17 protein-coding genes and 1 tRNA gene are annotated in these 17,856 nt (G+C 61.5%); 12 read left to right on the top strand and 6 right to left on the bottom strand.

Annotated elements, in window-relative coordinates:
- Entirely contained in the window at positions 1 to 525 is a 525-nt protein-coding gene (locus tag LRP59_RS02595) for an EXLDI protein (protein ID WP_002520996.1), read from the top strand.
- 627 nt (positions 526 to 1,152) lie between these two features.
- On the top strand, positions 1,153 to 1,395 hold the full coding sequence (locus tag LRP59_RS02600) for a hypothetical protein (protein WP_002520998.1): 243 nt from the start codon (positions 1,153 to 1,155) through the stop codon (positions 1,393 to 1,395).
- Positions 1,396 to 1,481: 86 nt separating this feature from the next.
- Here LRP59_RS02600 and LRP59_RS02605 read toward each other — a convergent pair whose 3' ends face one another.
- A complete protein-coding gene (locus LRP59_RS02605; RefSeq protein ID WP_002520999.1) occupies positions 1,482 to 1,748 on the bottom strand; it encodes a hypothetical protein in 267 nt (88 codons plus the stop codon).
- Between LRP59_RS02605 and LRP59_RS02610 the strand changes: the two genes are divergently transcribed.
- Together LRP59_RS02610 and LRP59_RS02615 are read left to right on the top strand one after the other, a co-directional pair.
- Positions 1,722 to 1,916: a hypothetical protein gene (locus LRP59_RS02610; RefSeq protein WP_002512836.1), complete on the top strand. Its 195-nt coding sequence runs from the start codon at positions 1,722 to 1,724 to the stop codon at positions 1,914 to 1,916. The genes LRP59_RS02605 and LRP59_RS02610 overlap by 27 nt on opposite strands.
- 6 nt (positions 1,917 to 1,922) lie before the next feature.
- Positions 1,923 to 2,135, top strand: a complete 213-nt coding sequence (locus tag LRP59_RS02615; RefSeq protein ID WP_002512837.1) for a hypothetical protein — start codon at positions 1,923 to 1,925, stop codon at positions 2,133 to 2,135.
- Between the two features lie 362 nt (positions 2,136 to 2,497).
- On the opposite strand, the gene LRP59_RS02620 is transcribed toward LRP59_RS02615, so the two are convergent.
- The 3 genes from LRP59_RS02620 to LRP59_RS02630 form a co-directional block, all read right to left on the bottom strand.
- Positions 2,498 to 2,570: transfer RNA gene (locus LRP59_RS02620), tRNA-Ala, on the bottom strand.
- A gap of 140 nt (positions 2,571 to 2,710) precedes the next feature.
- Entirely contained in the window at positions 2,711 to 3,961 is a 1,251-nt protein-coding gene (locus LRP59_RS02625) for a pitrilysin family protein (RefSeq protein WP_002521000.1), read from the bottom strand.
- A 122-nt stretch (positions 3,962 to 4,083) separates the two neighbouring features.
- Positions 4,084 to 5,355 carry a pitrilysin family protein gene (locus LRP59_RS02630; protein ID WP_002533216.1) on the bottom strand — a complete coding sequence of 424 codons (1,272 nt, stop codon included), beginning with the start codon at positions 5,353 to 5,355 and terminating at the stop codon, positions 4,084 to 4,086.
- 205 nt (positions 5,356 to 5,560) lie between these two features.
- Here LRP59_RS02630 and LRP59_RS02635 point away from each other — a divergent pair, with 205 nt between their 5' ends.
- The 5 genes from LRP59_RS02635 (at position 5,561) to LRP59_RS02655 (ending at position 12,375) form a co-directional block, all read left to right on the top strand.
- On the top strand, positions 5,561 to 5,980 hold the full coding sequence (locus LRP59_RS02635; protein ID WP_002518625.1) for a DUF5318 family protein: 420 nt from the start codon (positions 5,561 to 5,563) through the stop codon (positions 5,978 to 5,980).
- The gene (locus LRP59_RS02640; protein ID WP_002512841.1) at positions 5,973 to 8,312 is read left to right on the top strand and encodes a transglycosylase domain-containing protein; all 2,340 of its coding nucleotides are present in this window, start codon (positions 5,973 to 5,975) and stop codon (positions 8,310 to 8,312) included. The genes LRP59_RS02635 and LRP59_RS02640 overlap by 8 nt, the downstream gene beginning before the upstream one ends.
- 171 nt (positions 8,313 to 8,483) lie before the next feature.
- Positions 8,484 to 9,869 (top strand): DUF2029 domain-containing protein, encoded by a 1,386-nt coding sequence (locus LRP59_RS02645; RefSeq protein ID WP_002521005.1) that lies wholly within the window; start codon positions 8,484 to 8,486, stop codon positions 9,867 to 9,869.
- A complete protein-coding gene (locus LRP59_RS02650) occupies positions 9,866 to 11,041 on the top strand; it encodes a hypothetical protein (RefSeq protein ID WP_148378457.1) in 1,176 nt (391 codons plus the stop codon). The genes LRP59_RS02645 and LRP59_RS02650 overlap by 4 nt, the downstream gene beginning before the upstream one ends.
- Positions 11,038 to 12,375 (top strand): O-antigen ligase family protein, encoded by a 1,338-nt coding sequence (locus LRP59_RS02655; protein WP_002512844.1) that lies wholly within the window; start codon positions 11,038 to 11,040, stop codon positions 12,373 to 12,375. The genes LRP59_RS02650 and LRP59_RS02655 overlap by 4 nt, the downstream gene beginning before the upstream one ends.
- Here the strand turns inward: LRP59_RS02655 and LRP59_RS02660 are convergent.
- Positions 12,336 to 13,598, bottom strand: a complete 1,263-nt coding sequence (locus LRP59_RS02660) for a glycosyltransferase (protein ID WP_002512845.1) — start codon at positions 13,596 to 13,598, stop codon at positions 12,336 to 12,338. The genes LRP59_RS02655 and LRP59_RS02660 overlap by 40 nt on opposite strands.
- A gap of 267 nt (positions 13,599 to 13,865) precedes the next feature.
- Between LRP59_RS02660 and LRP59_RS02665 the strand changes: the two genes are divergently transcribed.
- Entirely contained in the window at positions 13,866 to 14,993 is a 1,128-nt protein-coding gene (locus LRP59_RS02665) for a glycosyltransferase (RefSeq protein WP_002533218.1), read from the top strand.
- The gene (locus tag LRP59_RS02670; protein WP_002512848.1) at positions 14,990 to 16,312 is read left to right on the top strand and encodes an O-antigen ligase; all 1,323 of its coding nucleotides are present in this window, start codon (positions 14,990 to 14,992) and stop codon (positions 16,310 to 16,312) included. The genes LRP59_RS02665 and LRP59_RS02670 overlap by 4 nt, the downstream gene beginning before the upstream one ends.
- Here LRP59_RS02670 and LRP59_RS02675 read toward each other — a convergent pair.
- Complete coding sequence (locus LRP59_RS02675; RefSeq protein WP_252236814.1) at positions 16,286 to 17,062, bottom strand: chain-length determining protein; 777 nt, start codon at positions 17,060 to 17,062, stop codon at positions 16,286 to 16,288. The two genes, LRP59_RS02670 and LRP59_RS02675, sit on opposite strands and share 27 nt — an antisense overlap.
- Positions 17,063 to 17,235: 173 nt before the next feature.
- Here LRP59_RS02675 and LRP59_RS02680 point away from each other — a divergent pair, with 173 nt between their 5' ends.
- Positions 17,236 to 17,853 carry an acyltransferase gene (locus LRP59_RS02680; RefSeq protein WP_002512850.1) on the top strand — a complete coding sequence of 206 codons (618 nt, stop codon included), beginning with the start codon at positions 17,236 to 17,238 and terminating at the stop codon, positions 17,851 to 17,853.
- Positions 17,854 to 17,856: the final 3 nt, after the last annotated feature.

Genomic DNA, 17,856 nt, shown 5'->3' on the forward strand with positions numbered 1-17,856 from the left:
ATGCATATAATAATGCACATGCCCACTAGAAACGTGTATGTCTCCGACGAAGACCAAAACCTGTTCCAAGAAGCAGCCGAGCTTGCAGGAGGGTTTTCACCTGCAGTGAGCGAAGCTCTGCGCGAGTACGTGAAACGTCGCAAGCTGATGAGGGGAGGGGCCGAGCAGGTTGAGGTAGATCTGCGTACTGACGGGATCGACCACCGTGTCTCGTTCATGGGGCGTCGGTTGGTCAAGGTGCAACGAGACCACGAGCAAGGCTGTCGCATTGATACCGTCTACGCAACTGCCAGGGAGCAATTTGCCGTGGTGTCGAAGGTGCGTCGTGTTCTGCCAAGCTGGGCCGAAGGCAAGGAAGATCTTTGGTCGCATCCAGAAACGTGGGACAAGGAATTCTGGACGGTTGGAGATCGTACGCTTACGGTTTTTGCGAATTTGGATGAGTTGCGAACAGCGGATGGTGAACTTGCAGAACGGGTCGACTCAGCGCTGCACGTCGCACCCTACGAGGTTCTGGACATTTGACACATAGGGGGGCTTAAGCGGTGGCCTGAGAGGTAGTGGTCGTCCATCTGCCGGCTACCACGCTTGACTGTTTTCGCTCGTCAGAGGTGTTTCGTCACCGATCAGTGAGAGTTTGAACTTTGTCTCGGTCGCACGAACCGCGTGTTCTCGCTTGTCGCGAGGGGTTTACCGTATATCGAAGCGGCCATCAGAACCCTGTGTTGTGGACTCCCGGGGTCAGTCTGTCCGCTTACTTGAGATGGCTCAAACATTTCTGACCGACGCCGAAGTCGACGAGCTAGTCACCGTGTATGAAGGCCGGCTCCTAGCAGCGTTCGAGGGTGTTCTGAGAGCTGGTATGGTAATCGCGAATGTTAGCTTAATCACGTTAAGTTAGGCGGCTCACTTCGCGTCAAGTATTCGGGTGGGAGAAGACTGTGACCGGTCATCGCGTGAATAGGCCCGGATCATTTTCCCTGCTGCTCAGCGCAATGGCAATCATGAATCTTGGCTATTCGATCACGAATGTGGCATTCCCCATTCTCCTGGTCCAACGATACGGAGTCGGAGGGGAACTCGCCAGAACCCTCATGCTGCGGCTACTACCGATGATGATTGCCGGAGGAACTTCCGCCTGGCTACTACGCCATGCGGACGCCCGAATCGTCGCGGGCGTCTCCATGGTCCTGGGTGGTGTCCACCGTGCTCATTCCCTTCACCCAGTCCCTTGCTCAGCTGAACATGCTTTCCCTCCTGGGTGGCTTAGTCACGATCTACGCCTCCCCCGCACTGTTCGTCCTCCGATCCGGGGTCATCGACAATGAAAACGTCGTCAAGGGGGAACGCCGCAGTTCATTGGCCCCGCACTCGCTGGCCTTGCGCTCATACTGATCAGCGTCAGGACGCTGTTCTGCGTAGAAACGCTGACGACGATTCTTGGCGCGGCGCTTCTGTTGGGAATCCCCAAGGTGTCGAGGTCAGTCGCCCCAACACTTCCCGACGCGAGTCCGCCCCGCGATCGGAAACGTCTCTGGCAACGGAGCTTCTTCCGGGATCCACGTGTCGTGGCATACCTGTTCACCGGGATCGTTTACGGTGTCGGCGTAAGCGCCCTGCAAATCGTGCTGCTTCAGGTGGTCTCGGTTCGATAGCCCCGCGATCCTGGCGCCTACGGCTGGCTGCTCAGCGCACAGGCGCTGGGAGCAACAGTTGTCGGCTTGTTCGTCTCCAAGGTGCCGCGCCATCGGCTCGGGCTCGTCTACCTGATCGGCAACCTGGACGAAGCTGTGCTGGTCATAAGCCTCTTTGCTTCCAAAGGACTCGAGCTCACAGCTGCTGTGCTGCTCTCATCAGCGGACTATTCGAGGCCGCTGCGACGACTTGCTTCTTCGCCGACGTTCGGCGGCGATTGACTGCGGATGAGGTCGGAGACTTCTTCTCAGCCCTTCTGCCCGGTTTCAGCGGAGCAGAAGCAGCCGGCAGAACCACTCGGCGTGGTTTTCGTTGGAGCATTCGGACTGCTTGGCCAACTGCTGGCGGTCGCACTGCTATTCGTAATTCCAGTGATTCCCGTCGTCTACCTCTTCCTCGACCGCGAGAACCAGTCACAGCCCGCCGGCTTCGAGCAGTGAGCGGGCGATGTCGTAGGGCCAGGTTGCGGAACTTGAGGGCTGTGCCCCGGAGAAACCTCGACCCCGGGAAGCCTCGCACGCAATTCGGCCGTCAACTACTGCCTGACAGGCGATCCGACCCTGTTTCGGAAAGCTAACACCTCACCGCACGCCCCGAACAGCACGCGAAACCCCACGTTCTCCGCCAGGGCACAACAGAATCATTACTGGCAAAGAGACAAACCACCATCCACCACCAGCCTCGATCCAGTCACGTAGCCAGCGTCTTCGCCCACACCAGCATCGACGTCCCGGCGCAAGTATCGCAGAAACAAAACTGCCCCGCCATCAGGCGAGGCAAGTTTCGATTTTCTCATCTTACGTGGAGCATAGGGGACTCGAACCCCTGACCTACTGCTTGCAAAGCAGCCGCGCTACCAACTGCGCCAATGCCCCGTGGACCTCCATAGTGTAGAGGATGCGCGGTGGTTTGGGCGAGTCGAAGCCTCGCGCAATGTCGTCTGGTCCTGCCAAAAAGTCGAGATTGTGACGGTGCCATTGCGTTTTGGGGCAGTTTGTGACGCATCGGCCCCCGACTACGACAGCACCTCGGCGGGACTAACGACAACGGCCTCGAGCCCACGCTCAGCCAGTGCGGGAGCCAACTCTTCGGCTCGACCGCAGACACCGATCCGCCAACTGTCAGGGATCAGCAACTCCCGCCAGGCCCGGTTCACCGACCATTCCCCAGCACTCGCCCTCGCCGATGCCACGGCGGCAAGGTGATCGTCGACCCAGTTCGGTGCCAGTCCGGCCCCGACCAGAGCTGCCACTTGGTGGGCGACCGCACTGGCGGTGTCGTACTGCAATGGGGCGATGCCAACCGAGTGGTCGCGGGCGGCATCCACTTCGTCGGCCCGCAGATCGTCGCTGGAGGTGAGAATGCGTAATGCCTCGGCCACGGCGTCGGCTCCAACCTCAGTCCGGAAGGACCCCGCAACGGTCGCCACTCCACCATCGGGGAGTGGGCGGCTCGACATTCCGACCCCGTAAGACCATCCCTTGTCTTCCCGCAGCACCTGGTTGAGACGCGACCCGAACGTTCCGCCGAGGGCTCCGCATGCGACCTTGAGGGCTGCCCAACCCGGGTGGGAGCGCCCCACAGTGGCCTGCTGGATACGCACGTCGGCCTGCACAGCGTCGGGGCGGTCAACAAGAATCACCCGTGGTCCATCGAGGCGTGGCTGGAGTGGAGCAACCTGCGAGGGGGAACCGCTGGCCGTCCATTCCTCGAGTATTGACAAGTCGAGGTCCTCGACTCCGTCTCCGGCAACCACCAGCACGGCATCGGAGATCGTCCAGTGCGCGGCCCAGAATTCTCGTGCGGCTGCGGCGTTGAGCTTTTCCACCGACGAGAGGGTGCCGATCGTGGGCAGGGACGACCGTGACCCCACTGGCCATAGCGCACGTGCTGCTGCCATCTCGGCTAGGGCCGATCCACGCTGGCTGGTCTGGGCCAGGGAGGCTCGCGCCGCGTCGATCTGACGAGCGATGTCCTCTTCAACCAGGCTCGTGGTGTTCAACAATTCGACGAAGAGTTCAGCCGCTGCGTCGAACCTTGTCACGGGCACATCGACGCCGACGTGACTTCCGGCCAACCCGGCCGATCCGTCGTAGCTGGCTCCGATCGACTCCATGGCCTCAGCGAAAGCTGCGCCGGGATGGGGGCCGGTGGATTCGTCAGCTGTGCGGACGACGAGCCCAGCAAGGCCCTCGAGACCAGCAGGTTCGGTACACAGCGGCGCGTCCAACCCGATTTCCATAGTGACGATGCGCTGGCCAGGCATCGGAACGCGTACCACCGTGAGGCCGGTTGGCAGGGTTTCGACGAGGCACTGTGGAAAGGACCACGGCGAGCCGGGACGCACGGTGGGGCGACTGGTGAGAGGACGCTCATTACAGGTTTTCATCACGCCTCCTGGTGGACGACGGTTGACGCTTGATGGGGGGATAGCCATCGTCTTGCGGCTTCGGCAATGTGGTCTGCGGTGATAGCCCGGATGCGGTCGAGGTGAGTATTGACGAGGGCAGCGTCCCCTAGTAGCGACTCGTGCATATTGAGTAGGTCAGCCCGTTCGTCAACAACAGCCAACGACTCCAACCAACTTCGTTCCACCTGGGCGCGCGCTCGCTCTAGCTCGGCCTGGCTCGGTCCGTTGGCGGCGAGTTCGGTGATGATCTCATCGACAGCCCCGGTCAGTTCCTCCTCGGAGACCCCGGGCTTGAGGTGTGCCGACACTAGAGCTGCCGACGTTCCTCGTGCCAGCCCAAAGTCGTTCATACCCACTCCATCGACGAGGTGACGTTCCCTTTCCAGGGTGCGAATGAGCCGTGAGCTCATCCCCGATCCGAGTATGTCGGTGGCCATGGCGACGGTGAGATTGTCGGGGTTGGTGATGGGCGGAGTAGCCCATGCCCGGGTCACCGCAGTTCGCGGGAGGGGGCGCGTAACGACGACCCGAGGATTGTCGTGGCGAACTCGTCCCTGAATGCGCTCGGGGAGGTCCCCGGTGGCAGCGGGAACCGCCCCGAGGTACTTATCGGCCAAGGTCAACCCTTCGTCGGCTTCAACACATCCGGAAATGACAAGAACGGCATTGTCGGGCCGGTACCAGGTGGAATGGAAGGCGGTGACGTCGTCGAGACAGGCGGCGTCGAGGTCGGGGACCGAACCGATGGTTGGGTGGCCGTAGGGATGCTCGCTGCCGAACCTTCCGTCAAGGAGCATATCGAGTAGGTCCCCATAGGGGGTGTTGTCGTAACGCTGCCGCTTCTCTTCCTTGACGACCTCGCGCTGGGTCGCCAGGTTTGCCTCGGTGACGGCCAAGTGCGCCAGCCGCTCAGCTTCTAGCCACAGTGCGAGTTCCAGCGCCCCGGCCGGTACGGTCTCGAAATAATTGGTGCGGTCGAAGCTGGTCGACGCATTTGCTGACCCACCCACCGACTCGATCGTTGCCAGATGTTCGCTTGATGCGATGCCGCTCGTCGTGCCTGAGAACATCAGGTGCTCGAAGAGGTGGGCGAACCCAAAATGGCCGGCCTCCTCGTCTGCCGATCCCACTCGATACCACACATTGACGGCAACTCCGGGAGAGGTGGTGTCGGGATTAACGACCACGCGCATCCCGTTGTCGAGAGTCGCGCGGTGTAACTGGAGGGCTTCGGACATAGGTCCGAGCATAGGGGTAGTGGCTCGGGCCCCTCCACGAGACCGGTGTGGTGAATGTGTTGGGGACGGGGTTTGATGCCAGTAGGGGTGGTAACCCTCACCTCTCCCACCCTGATTGCCACACGGGGCTCGAAGCACGTGCGGCGGACTCTTCGAGAACGCACCGTCGAACACTGGTGCTGCGAAGTCGTCTGAGCAGCGCCGTACTCTAGAGGGCATGCAGACGCAGCGAAACGTGGTTTCCCACGCTCTGCAACGCCGACACACCCTGGAGGCGTTGCGCAGCCCCCAGGTCGATCTCAGCGCCCCAACGGCGTGCGACGCCGACCCCATGCTGGTACGCGCCGCCATGCACCATGGCGAGCCCCTCAACCACGACTGCCCGGTCTGTGAGTCCCCGCGCTTAGCCCTGCTGCGCCATGCCTTCGGCCACCAGCTGGGCCAATACTCGGGTCGCATCCGTACCCTGGACGAACTAGAGGAGATGGAGCACCAGTTCGGCGAGTTTCACGTCTACGAGGTCGAGGTTTGCCCCGACTGTCTGTGGAATCACATCCTCGTCGACTACGTCCTGGGTGACGGTCGACGCCGCCGCCCACCTCGCCATCAGCCGACCGTGGAGGACATCTATGGCTGACCACAAACCCGGTAGAGTATCGAAGCGCCACGCCCCCGCGACCGGGGGCGGTGCCGGAAGGGCTCGTCGGGCCGCCAGGAAACCTAGCCGTCACCCGAGGCTGAGCAAGTTTTTCCGGGGTCTGCTGATCGCAATCTTGTCTTTGGTGCTCATCGCCGGCGTTGGGGTCTTTGTCGCCTATGAGCGCACCGAGCTTCCCGACCCTAACCGCGACTTCCAGACGAACACCTCGTTTATCTACTACCGGGACGGCAGTCGCCTCGGGTCTTTCTCGGTACAGAACCGTCAATCAATCCCTTATGAGTCGATGCCGAAGACTCTGCGCGACGCCGTCGTCTCGGCGGAGAATCGCACTTTCTGGTCCGATCCGGGTATCTCGGTCAAGGGCATGACGCGCGCCGCCTGGGCGATCGCGCGCGGTGGTGAGATGCAAGGCGGTTCGACGATCACCCAGCAGTACATCAAGGTGTTGTACCTGTCCCAGGAACGCACTATGGGTCGCAAATTCAAGGAGCTCCTCCTGGCCGTGAAGACGGGCAAGGAGGTCTCTAAGAAGGACATTCTCGCCGGATATCTCAACACCATCTACTTTGGCCGGGGAGCTTATGGTGTTCAGGCTGCCGCTCGGGCTTTCTTCTACATCGATGCTTCGAAGCTCGCCCTGTCTCAGTCGGCGGTGTTGGCTGCGGTGCTCAACAGCCCGTCGAATTTCGATCCCAGCGGTGGCGTAGGCGCTCGCGAGAGGTTACTCCAGCGATACCGGTACGTTCTCGACGGAATGCTGGAGGCCGGCAATATCACCCAGGCTCAGCACGACGAGGCTTATCGGCAGCTGCCGAAATTCCCGAAGGTCCCCGACTACAACCGATGGGCGGGAACCGACGGCTACCTCATGAAGTTGGTTTACGACGAGCTCATCGCCAGAGGGTTCTCCGATCAACAAATTAAGGGCGGTGGCCTCAAGGTGACGACCACCCTGGATCGTAAGGACGAGCAGGCTGCCGTGGCTGCAGGCCAGAAGTATAAGAAAATTGCCGGCCGCAACGCTGGTCCTGAGGGAGCCAAAAATCTACATCCTGCGCTTGCCTCAGTCGACGTCAGCTCCGGTGGTGTCCTGGCCCTTTACGGTGGCGATGACTATATTTCCAATACCCGCGATTGGGCGCTTACTGCGCGCCCGGCGGCATCCACCTTCAAGACCTACGCGGCCATAGCAGGGATGCGCCATGGGTTCAGCTTGCGCTCCCGGTTGGAAGGTAACGCTTTCACGCCTGACGGGGATAGCACCGAGGTTCACAACGAGAACGACCGGAACTACGGCACCGTCAGTTTGCGTCAGGCCATTGCGAAGTCGATCAACACCGCTTTCGTCGACATGGTCTCACGGATTAAGAATGGTCCGAGGGCTGTTGTTCAGGCCGCTACTGACGCCGGTTTGTCTCAGGGAACTGGGTGGGATCTGAACAACCGGATCGCTTTGGGCACTGCTGAGGTGAGTCCACTGGCTCAGGCGGGGGGCTATGCGACGATCGCCAATGACGGCAAAAGGGTTACCCCACACATTGTGGACAAGGTCGTTGACCAGTCAGGCAAGGTCCTCTATCAGGCTCCCACGCCGTCGAAGCAGACCATTGAGGCTGATATCAGCCATGACGTCAGCTACGCCCTGCAGTCAGTGGTTGAGGAAGGCACTGGACGGATTGTGGCCGGCTTTGACCATCACGTGGCCGGGAAAACGGGTACTTCGGGAGTCGGTCACGGGGTGACGTCGGCGTGGTTTGTCGCCTATACCAAGCAGATTTCGACAGCTGTCATGTTTGTGGCGGGGGATAGCGGCAACGAAAATCTTGACCGCTACGCCCGTGAAGAGGCTACCGGTTTCCACGGTGGTGATTACCCGGCTCGCACCTGGCTCGACTATATGCAGACGGCGATGAAGGGGATACCCAATAAGTCCTTTGCTGCTCCAGACTGGGTGAATCTGTCAGGCAAGCATTATGGCTCCACCAACCGTCCGCAGGTGTCGGTCGAGGATGATTCCGATCGCGACCGGTCGAACCAGGATGATCCAGAGTCGCTGGGTGGGCCGTATCCGACTCGTACGTCGGCCTCCAGCCCAGAGCCGTCATCGGCGCCTTCTCGGGAGCAATCCTCCGAGCCCTCAGCGACGAGAACGGCGTCGGCCCATACACACACCTCTAAACCCACACAAACGTCACAGCCTACGCACACCTCTAGACCGACTCATACCTCCACCCACACCTCTCGCCCGACCTCGGGCGAGACGACGCGCGGTGGGAACCAGCCGAGTGGTCGGGCACAGAATGGGTAGCCTGACCACGTGACCATCCCCGATCCGAAAGACGACGCTATGGCAGCTAGGAGGTGTGCTGTCGCACACCCAAATGATGGATCCCCGGGTTACACGGCTCGCCGTGGCCTTGACGTTCCGCGCGGGTCCCGTGTGTCTCAACTGGGACTGGACCGTCGCATCGGCGGGCGTATGGGCCGCCATGCCTGGCCGCGCGGCGTCTTCTTTGATCCGGGCCCCTGGGCCATCATGAGTGCCATCGTCATCTGGTTATTGACGATCTATCGCGTTACCCCGTGTGTGCAGCACAATGTAGCTAAGGTCGTCGATCCATATCAGCGGCAGTGCTACTCGGATATCCCGACGCTGTATCGGTCGTCAGGGATGGGTCATGGCGGGTCGTTGTTCGCGAACCCTGATATTGCCCAGACCCCCCTTGTAACCGTTCTCATGGCATTTTGTCGTCGAGTCGTGTGGGCTTTCGGTACAGAGGTCTCCCCGAAGGCCACGGATCAGCAAGTTCTGGACGCCGCCAATGCCTACTGGGGAGTGGCCCAGATCGTGCTCTTTGTCGCCTTTCTGGCCATCGCGATCTCCGTCATGCTGCTGGGGCGCGGATCGGACACCAATCTTCCGGTCGGTGATAAGGGCCGCCCGACCCAGGCACGGAGGCGATCTTGGGATGTTTTCTGGGTGGTGCTGTGCCCGGCGGTGTACCTCGCCGGTCTCATCGACTTTTCCATGGTTCCGGTTGCCTTAGCGACGACGTCCATGCTGGCCTGGGCTCGTCGTCGCCCGTGGTTGTCCGGGATCCTGATGGGCCTGGCCTGCGCGGGGAGTCTCCAGGCGGCCGTGGTGGCTTTTGCCGTCTTGGTGTGCTGTTTGCGTGCGACGCGGTTGCCGGAGTTGGGACGGTACCTCCTGGCGGGATCCCTGGTGCTGGTGGTGTGCCACGTCATCGCGGCCTGTTTGGGCTTGCACACCTGGTGGGCCTATCTGCGTTCGACTTTCTGGTCGGGTACTGGCCTGGGAACGATTTGGTATGTCATTCAGGACTCTTCTGGCGGCATAATTCCGGGAATTGGCTGGATTACGGGCACCTTGACGGTTGGCGGTCTGCTTGGCTTGGCGTGGCTGTTGATGACGGTGCCGAGGCGTCCGCGCATCGCCCAGGTGGCCTGCGTGGCCCTGTTGATCTTGTTCATCACTAATAAGGTGTATTCGCCGCAGTGGATACTCTTTCTGGTCCCTCTTGCTGCTTTGGCCCGTCCTGACCTGCGGGATTGGGCTGTGCTCATGGTGGGTGAGTGCTTCTACTCCTTGGCTGTGTGGGCTCATTTGGGTGGGCTTTCTCTGCCTGGTGGTTCTGACGCTGACGTCGTGTACTGGGCGTCGATAGTGCTACGTCTGGCCTGCGAGATATGGTTCGCGTGGGGTGTCCTGGATGACATCCGACGACCTTGGAACGACGTCGTCAGGGTGGGGTATGCCGACGATCCCACCGGCGGCGTCCTCGATCACGCCCCAGATCCGGCTCCTGAACCTGTTGAGGATTCCAGCGCGGAGGTTGCCCGATGACGCGTACCGGACGCGCGACAGCTAGGCGATTTGCTCCCACAGCTGACGGACGCCTGGTGACCCAGACCTGGTTGGGGAGCCGTGCGATCTTGCTAGTCGTCGCTGTGGTTGTCATGACCGGGTATCACCGCACCTTTTCCCAGGTGACGGGGAATTGGGACGTGCAGCACTACATGTCGATCGCGCGCAATGGGTACGCCGATCCTCTCGAGATGGCGTTCTTTCCCGGACTTCCGGCATTGCTGAAAGGTGGCAGCTTCCTTGGTATTCCTATGGAAGTTACCGGGGTACTCCTCGGTCTGATCGGTTCGGCCTTAGCCGCATGGGCTCTCTTCCGGATTGGTGGGATGCTTCCCGCCTGTCTGTGGCTTATTGCCCCGGCAACCGTGTTTACCATGGTCGGATACACCGAGGCACCTTTCTGCGCTGCTGCCTTCTGGGCTTGGGAGCGTGCTCGTGCTGGGCGCTGGTGGGCGGCAGCCCTCCTCGCTGGTCTGGCATGCACGTTCCGAGTTTCTGGCCTCTTCCTGATAGGGGCGCTGGCAGTCTTGGCAGTCCTTGGCGATGGGGATGAGGGCCGTCCGATGAGCCAGGCTGCCCGACGTCGCCGCCTCATAGATGTCGTCAACCGATTGTCCACGCTGCTGGTGCCCACTGCGGTGCTGGTGGCTTTCGTGGTGTGGCTACACCGGCTGACAGGGTCGTGGACTGCGTGGTCCCAGGCCCAGACGAATGGGTGGAGACGCGGTTTTACGACCCCGGCGGAGACTTTGCGGCATACTTTGCCCGCCACTCACGCCGACACCTGGCGGTCCCTCTACGGCGCTGGAGCTAGCGGTGTGGCCATCGTATTTCGGCTTGAATTGGTTTCGGTGGCGCTGGGTGTCCTGGTGTTTGTCTACTGCCTTATCCGACGACGTTGGGCTTCGGCGTCCTGGGTGGGCATCCAGGTGGTGGCCTTTTCGATCGGTTACTGGTACATGAGCGTCAACCGCGCCACCTTGTTGTGGTTCCCGCTCTTTGTCGCCCTTGCTGAGGTCACTCGTGGTCCGTCTAAGCCGCCCGGTCTGGTGCTGCTGTGGCGGGGGATCATGGGCATCGTCATCGCCATTGATCTTGCTGTCATGGTGTGGTGGGGTTGGCGATTCTTTACCGGGGGGTGGGCTAGTTGAGTCGTACGGCCTTCATCGGGCCGGGACGCTACCAGCAGGCCATCGGTTCGCTGACATCTTGGGGGTTAGTGGCACTCGTGGTCGTTGAGACCTTCGCTGATTTTCGGCATGGACTCACCTCGCCGCCGTGGATCGTCAGTAGCTATCTCATTGTTGATGTGCTGATCATCCTGGCTTGTGGATCGGCGTTGTGGCTGCGTCGTCATGACCTTGGACGGGCCGGACGGTGGATGCTCGGCGGAGCCTTGGGTTTCATGGTCTGGGCTATCGTCTCGGCGACTTTCTGCCCGCTGCCTAATCTCGGACCGGAGCCGGTGGCCAGGCTCTTGTTAGTGATGGCTCCCGTCACTGCGGTTGCGACTCTGCTCGCCGGCCTGTCGGTGGCCGCGGGGCTGACGATCAGGTCATCTGGACGGATGGTGATCGAACGATTGTGGTGGCCTGCTGCGGCCATGACGTGCGCGTCTTATCTCCAGTGGCCTCGCGCCATGAAGGTGCACGGATCCACTCGACTCGCGACCGGTATGGGTGGTTCTGCGGTGCTCCACGTCGCCTTATTGCTGGCTTGTGGTGTGTTGGTGGCGGCTGCGGTGGCCGGTTGCCGGCGCGTCGTCAGCGGGATACTGGCTACTGGCGCGCTTGTCGCCGTCATACTGACGGGTTCGCGAGCCGGGCTGGCTTGTGCGACCCTGTTCGTGCTCGGATGCGCGATCGGTTCGGTGATGTGGCGCCGCTCCCGGGTAGTGAGACGGGCGGGTCATAGACGAATGGTCTGGGGAGGGCTCGTAGCACTGGCTGTAGTCGTCATCGGTATGGTGATTGTGGTTCCTGGGCTTCGACGCATGCTGAACCCGTCTGATCCGATGAGGTCCCGCACGCTGCGCACCGGAATACAGGTGTGGTCGAGCGACCTTAACCATGTTTTCTTCGGGCTCGGATCGGGGCGTTTGTGGCCGTGGTATTTGTACGACTGTCATGCCCGGCAGGAGCCGTGGCGCGAGTTAATGACGACGCAGTGGGGACCCACCCTCAGCAGCGCACACTCCACTGTGTTAGCGGTCCTCGTGGAGCTCGGTTTACTGGGCTTTGTTCTGCTCCTGCCCGTTCTACTAGGCCCTGTGGTGGAGTTGGTTCGCCGTCTGTTTGACGGTACTGGCTCTCCTGCGGGGGTCGTGCTGCGCTGGGCGGTCGTCGCCACGTTGCCAGCTTTCCTCGTTGATACCTACTTGGTCAAAAACTTCGGCGTGAGTATGTGGTGGTGGGTGGTCACCCTGTCGAGCGTGGCGTGGACTGATCAGCGTCCGCCCAGCACCTCGCGACAGAACTCGGGGTAGACGACAGAGGCGCGGAACTTTGCTTCCCACACCTGGCGGGAGGCCTGGCACACATGCTGGTACTCGTCCTCAGACAGACGTGCCAGCTGCACTAACGCGTCAGATGCCTGGGCGTCGGTGAACTCGGCAGGCAATAGATGCCCGTTGTCAGACGAGACGATTTCTCCTACTCCGCCGACGCCAGTCGCGATAATGGGGATACCGAGGGAAGCAACCTCCATCATTGATACAGGAAGTCCTTCCGAGGAGGAGAGGTTGACGAATACTGACGGTTTGAGATCACGCTGGGTCGCCATGACCTGGGTGTTGTCGACGTGACCGAGCAGGGTGACAGCATCCGTGACGCGGTGAACGGCGACCTCCTCGCGCAGAGTGTCCATCTGTGGGCCGTCACCCAGATGAGTCCAGTGCGCGTCGATGCCGTTGGCTCGCACCCTGGCGAGGATGGCGGCCATCCGGATCATTCTCTTGACTGGAACAAGATGGGCACAGCTGACGATGGTGAATGGGTCACGTCGGCAGTGGGCCGTCGGGCCGGGGTCGGAAGTGCCCAGGTAACGAGTGTGTATCTTCCCGGCGTACTGGGGCCACGTTGTTCGCAGTTCCCGAGTCCCCTGCTCGGAGACCGGGCAGATCCCGTCAAGAGACTGCAGGAGAAGGCGACGTTCTGGGATGTGATGGCGCGGGGAGGCACTGGGATACAGGTCGTAGCCGTGGGCTCGGGATATCACACGGTCCATGGTGACCCCCTGGGCGCGTAGCTGGTCGGCTAGCAGGGTTGCGGTGCGGGCCGTGATGTGCAGCCAGAAGGAATAGATCGTGACATGGGATTCCGGGGTCAGCCTGAGGCTCGGGAGTTTGGCAAGGATGCCGTTGAGGGCTGTTTGGGCGCGACCCTCGAAGTGAGCGTCGGAGACGAGTAGGCGGGGCTGTCGTCGTGTCGCTGCCCAGTCCACTCCGCTGGGTGGCAGCCGAACTAGTCCCTTCACGGCGACGAGGGCGCGGTCGAGGCCCCGGGGTGAAGACCGGGCAATGTGCATGACCTGAGCGTTGCTCGGGATGGCTCGTGTCTGCACATCGGCGGGGCCAGCCTGGATCGGGATGATCACCACCCGGTCGAAGGCGCGCCCCACATGGTCGATCTCATTTTCGAGGAACTCCTCCCCGCGTGACAGCGGGTAGGTGTTCGTCAGGAGGATCAACGTCGACTCTCGATGTGCCATGTGGTGATCCTAACGTGCCAGGGTCGTCATCCTCGCGGGGCGTGGGGTGGTCGCCAGGTCGACTACGTGTGGCAATACGGTTGGTGCAGGGAGCCCGTGCCATCCAAGATCTCTATGCGACGGTTCCCGAACGTGATTGCCACAGTGGTCGGGTATTGCGTGTGTGTTGCCGTCTCGACATGGTGTCTTGTGCTGTTACAGGTCTGATGCAGTCCTAGACCTCGGGTACCGTTGTGGTGAATTGTTCGGCGGATCGGAGGACAACCCATGCCACAGACCGGCGCTGATCGCGAGGTCCGACGCTGCATCTACCACGTCCCCTACCCACTGGACCCGAACACGACTTTCGGTGGGCAGAAGCGCGCTGTGGCGATGTTCAAAGCCTTAACGCAGTGGGGCGAAGTGTGGGTGGTCGCTGGTGACGCCCATCAACGGCGCCGCCTAATGCAGGTGGTCATGAACGCCATCCGTGCTGGCACCCGATTCGAGTTTTGCTATTCGGAGTCCTCGACGATGCCCACGACTCTTACCGAGTCCCATCACCTGCCTACCCACCCTTTGGAGGACTTCGCCTTCTTAACTCGCCTGCGTCGGCACGGCATTCCGGTGGGTCTGTTCTATCGGGACGTCTACTGGAAGTTCCCGCTCTACGGTGAGGGAGTCCCGAAGGCCAAACAGCTCGTGGCGCAGGCGATGTACCGCTACGACTTGTTCGCTTATCGGCAGTGCCTCGACGTCCTTTTCCTACCTTCACTGCGTATGGGGGAGTGGGTTGACGTCGGTGGTCGAGTGAACAAGGTTGCCTTGCCCCCCGGCCACGACATTGACGAGACCCCGACGGCCACCCCGTCATCGCCACTGTCGATGTTCTACGTCGGTGGACTGGGGTCCCTTTACGACCTGCGTGCCTTCTGCGAGGCAGTCGCCAGTGTCCCCGAGGCATCCCTGACGATCTGCACTCGGCCTAAGGAATGGGAACAGGCGCACAAGGACTACGAGCACCTTATAGGGAACAACACCAAGGTTGTCCATGCTAACGGCAAGAAGGAGTTGGAGCCCTACTTCGCGGCGGCCAATGTAGCCGTCCTGGCGATGGCTCCGCATGAGTACCGAGACTTTGCGGCTCCGCTTAAACTTTTCGAGTACATCGGCAACGGGAAACCGATCATTGCCACCGAGGACACCTTCGTCGGGGATGTCGTGACGCGCGACGAACTGGGGTGGACGGTGAAGGCTTCCGTGGTCGAGTTCGCGGCCCTCCTGGAACAGCTCACCCAACATCCGGAGCGGGTTGATGCAGCTCGCGACCGGGTCATGGCCGCACGGGACCAGCACACCTGGGCAGCCCGAGTGGAGGAGCTGGTTGCGGCCCTGGCTGCGGTGGATCAACGATGAGCGTCGCCGAACGAACGGCAGCACGGCCGTTAGACCGTCAGGGGATGGCGAGCCGGGCCACGTCAGGGGTGTGGCTGGGCGCGGTCGCTGCCGTGCTGGTAATGCGGCTGCCCATGGGATTCCTCCTCTTTCTGATCGTGCCGTGGGTCATCCTGGCGGTGCAGACACGGTTTGCTTCCAGCCTCAGCGTGACCCCTCTCGTTGCGGTTGAGGTGTGCTGCATGGTGGCTTCCGGGATGGCCGTGGCACTTTTCCACCCCGGACTCCTAGCTGACACCGGGAACAGCGCCTTTATCATGCTCGCGGTTATAGGTGTGACCCTCGTGGTGTTCCGGTCAGCTGAGCCAGGTAGGACGGCTCGTCAGGTCCTTAGCGGCCTGTACTGGGGTGCAATCCTCGTCTGGCTTATTGGCATGGGAGAGATCGTGACCGGTGTCAAGCTGCTGCCACTACTCTACCCGCGGGCCAACACGCTGGGTGCGGTGTCAAAGAATCGATGGGTTGTTACTGCAACCTACCCCAACTACAACGATTACGGCGTCGTGATGGCGATGCTTTTCACGGCTGTGCTCGCCCGGCTGTGGTTCAACCCGCGGAGAGGTGCGATTCGTCTCGGACGGTTGTTCGTCCTGGCGACGTGTCTGGTAATGATCCTCATTGGTGGGTCGCGAGGCGCCCTCTTTGGCTGCATCTGTGCCGTCGTGCTGTTGTTTGTCCTCAACGTTCGCCGTCTCCATACAGCCGCTATGGGGGTGCGTGCCTTCGTCTGGGGTGGAGCGCTTGTCATCGTGCTGGGTACCGGGCTGTGGATGAGTCCGTACGTCCAGGATCACTCCACAGCGGAGCGTGGCACTATCATGGCCAACGCATTGTCGATGACGTTGTCTAGCCCAGCCGCCCTGCTCCTCGGATACGGCTCGCTGTCGGAGTATCAAGCCCGGGCGTCGGCTCTGTACGGACACGTTCTCATGGACCCGCACAATCTGCTGTTGGAGATCGTCCTCCGCTACGGAGCGATCGCGATGATCCTTTTCGTTATCTGTTGGTTGTGGATTCTGGTCCGTGGGTTCTTGCCGCGTCGACCTGTGGCCGACTGGCGGGCGGCCTTCGGGCTCACCGTCGTAATGCTTTTCCCTGTGCTCGGCGTCGTTCCGTCATCAACCCTGCGGTATCACGTGACCTGGCTCTATCTTGTTGCGGCTAGCTGCATCACTGCAGAGACTGTCGCAGCAAACGGTGCCGGACGTCCGACGCTAGGTATGGTCCGGGATGCGGTGACGCAACCCGAACGTTCAGCGGGAAGTACGGGAGCGGCGTGAGGAGCGGTATTCCAGGACGCCCATGACGACCAGTCCGAGGATCAGGCCGGCGGCCACTCCCACCATCGGGGAGGAGAGCTTGGTGCTGTTCTTGTTGGTTGCTGGAGCGTTCGGGTTGGGGTCCGATGGGAAGGCCGGCTGGATGATCGTCAGCTTCGGCTGCGGGAGGCCAGCGAGAGAACTAGGGACCAGGTCGTTCGCCTTTTCGGCGAATGCGTGGGCATAGGCGTTGGCACGCTCGATGGCCTGGTTTTGGTTGGTTCCCATGGCGTAGACCGCAATGACAGTGCCGCCCCCGCCCCAATACACCGAGGTGCCCGCCTTGAGGTCGTCTGCGGTTGTTCCGTCATGGAGATACTTCACGGCGGTGTTGACGATGGGGTCCGGGGTGGTGAGAGCGACGTAGTTGCTCATGATCTGGCCGACGGTAGCTGACTCGACAGTGGCCTGGGCCTCGGTGCGTGGCTCGGGCAGTGTGACCATCACATGGGCATGGGCAGCGACCGTTCCGACGGTGTTCTTGGGTGCCATGAGGAGGGAATAGCCGACGAGAAGCCCGGCGGCGACAATGAAGGTTATGAGGCCAGCGAGCCAGTGGTGCCCCAGTCCCTTAAGGAACCCGAGTAGATCGATCGGCTGTCTCGGGTCGCGCGGGCGCGGTGGCTGGTTAGAGGAATCCGTGGTGGCCTCGCGCTCAATGGCGGAGGACCCGGATTGTGCGACGGTGGGTTCAGAGGGAAGGCTGCTCACGTTAGTGCATGCTACACAGCTCAGCTAAGCAGACGGGTGATACCCGCGCGTTAAATTGGTTGGAAGGCGGGCCGCCACGCCGGATTTTCGGCGTCGCCGTGCAGGGGCGACGGGCCTGTCGGGCTAGCACGAGTAAGCTGGCCTTGATGTAACCGGCATGAAAGGCGTCCCACATGGGTGAACCACGGATCATCGACACCGCTGATTTGGACGACGGTGTGACCATCGGCGACGGTTCGTCGATCTGGCATCTTTCTCAAGTTCGCAGCGAGGCCGTCCTCGGGCAGAACGTCGTCGTGGGCCGCGGTGCCTACATCGGCGAGGGCGTCCACGTTGGCGACAACTGCAAGATCCAGAATTACGCGTTGGTTTACGAGCCCGCGAAGCTGGAAGACGGGGTATTCATCGGACCGGCAGTGGTGCTTACCAACGACCACTTCCCGCGGGCTATCAACCCCGACGGCTCCCTCAAATCTGCTGACGACTGGGAGCAGGTGGGTGTGACCTGCAAGCGTGGCTGCTCTGTTGGCGCCCGTTCGGTGTGCATTGCGCCTGTCACTATTGGTGAGTGGGCCACGGTGGCTGCCGGCTCGGTCGTCACCAAGGATGTCCCGGCATATGCCTTGGTGGCCGGCGTCCCGGCCCGTCGCATTAAGTGGGTGGGCCGGTCCGGATTCCCGCTAGATCCCGACGGTGAGAACAAGTGGATCGACTCGCGTACCGGAGACCGGTTCGTCGAGGATCCTGCCACCGATACGCTGACCCTGGTTAGCGAGGGCGAGCAGGCCTAAGGC

Origin of the sequence: Cutibacterium sp. 37298 (assembly GCF_023838685.1) — a bacterium.
GTDB classification, from domain to species: domain Bacteria; phylum Actinomycetota; class Actinomycetes; order Propionibacteriales; family Propionibacteriaceae; genus Cutibacterium; species Cutibacterium acnes.